The following is a 1,810-nucleotide window of genomic DNA, read 5'->3' as shown; positions in this document are numbered from 1 at the left end:
TGATGACGCAAACAGTGTTTGGCTATTGTTAATTGACTCTTTTCTGAGCATTCTTCCCAGAATTGATGAATATAACCCCGGTACTCTTTAAGGCAAACCAAACAAAGAAAAGCTTTGTAACGTCGCATTGCAACCAGGGGCAGGCCCTCTGTTTTCAGAGATGAGATTGAGTTGTTTTGTGCACTGTCTCTACTGGCCTCAGGAATCTCCTTCCAGCAATCTTCATGCTCATCCGTGCTGTTGGCATTGACTCCAAAGTCTATGTATTGATCATTAGATTCAGGGGACAGAACAAGATTAATAACATTTAGCATCAACGCCAAAACCGCTTCACGGGAATAATCATTATCTGCGACGCTACGGAGGTTAAATAATTCTTCAAATGGCTCACCTTGCAGCCCCTCATAATTTCCTTTTTTCAGAAAGATGGCTCTGAAATCAAAATAAACATCTTTGAGATCTTTGATTTTGCAATCATAGAATTCCCGATTATTCTCAACAAAATTTATTGCATTAGTAATATTCTGAAAGTCAATCTCAAACAGTCCATTAATAATTCCAATAAGTTGCTGTGGATAAAAACTCTTGATTTCATCAATATGTCGGGACAGAATTTCCCGACTTAAATCATCCAGCGGTGCTGAGCCGAAGCGTAGACAAGAATTTTTCCCCATCACCTGCAGCCATTGTTCCAGATTGAACTCATTGTTCTCATTAACACACGATTCATATAGAATTCGGGAAAGCTGGCATGTACTTTCAAGTACCAGACCATTCTTACTACCCGGAATGAAAAAACGAGCATTGTCTAATACCGATGTTGAAAGCCGCTCACCTTCAAAAGAACATTTGATGAAAAGGCCATCTTCAACAATGGCACTGTTAAACAGTTCTGTATTGAGTTTACACTCCTCAAATGAAACGGATTGCAACACTGTCCCCTTCATTGAACAGCCGCTGAAATCAATCCCGGTTAACTTATGTGGCCATCCTTTCAGCTTAAAACCATCCAGGGAATCCAGCTTGCCCTCCAGCAGTTGTGGGTTTTGCTCAAACAACAACTGTATGCGCTCTTCACCACAAATCTTGACGAGACTCTGGATGCCTTTGTGAAACGGGCTGTCTTTACAGGTTAACTCATGGTAAAGAACTGACCAGGATTGTGGAAAAAGCTGTTCCAGCGGGCGCCCGTCGGGCCAGTGGCTAAAACGTTTCCTTAGCATACGCAACAATCGCCCGTGGCTTTCGGGAGAACTCATCTCAAGCATGTTCAACTCATCAGACAAAGACACAGGATTGGAAAAACGGGTCTCTTGTGACTGACAATGCCGAACCACACTTTGATAGTCGTCGGCTGAATGCGTAATGGTTTTCTCATTACGGGCAAAGGCATCCAAACCAAGGAATCCCGACCTGATTTGGCTTTGATCTCTGTAAATTTGTGCATCCAAACGGCCGAGTGTTGCAGAATTCAAGCGCATACACATGACCCCACCACGACTTTGCCTGGATTTATCCGCCAGTTCCTCCTCCATAACTCGGGAAAATGCATATTCGGTGTCGCATTTCATCCTGCGTGTCGAAATATTCCGATTCGGTTCCATCCCGATTTGAGTACGTCGTTCAAAGGAGCTCAGGGCACTTTCATTTTCCAGAATATCGGTCACAATCTGTTCATTGTTCCGTCGCCGCGATGCAGAATAGTTTATATCGTGCCCGGGGCAGAACTTTCTGGCGGGGCTTGCCGAAATGCCATGGGGCAAACCCGAGCGGTAATGCACCAGACGTCCTGCGCGAATACGACAATGGA

The 1,810-nt window shown here is 44.3% G+C and carries 1 protein-coding gene; it reads right to left on the bottom strand.

All coding sequences use genetic code 11. From position 1 onward, the window contains the following. The coding region (locus KDK17_RS10795) for a hypothetical protein (RefSeq protein ID WP_257288077.1) at nt 1-1,810 on the bottom strand (1,810 nt) is incomplete at both ends.

The organism is Endozoicomonas sp. SESOKO2 (genome assembly GCF_024606245.1).
Classification (GTDB): domain Bacteria; phylum Pseudomonadota; class Gammaproteobacteria; order Pseudomonadales; family Endozoicomonadaceae; genus Endozoicomonas_A.
This window is presented reverse-complemented; position numbering and strand designations above follow the sequence as displayed.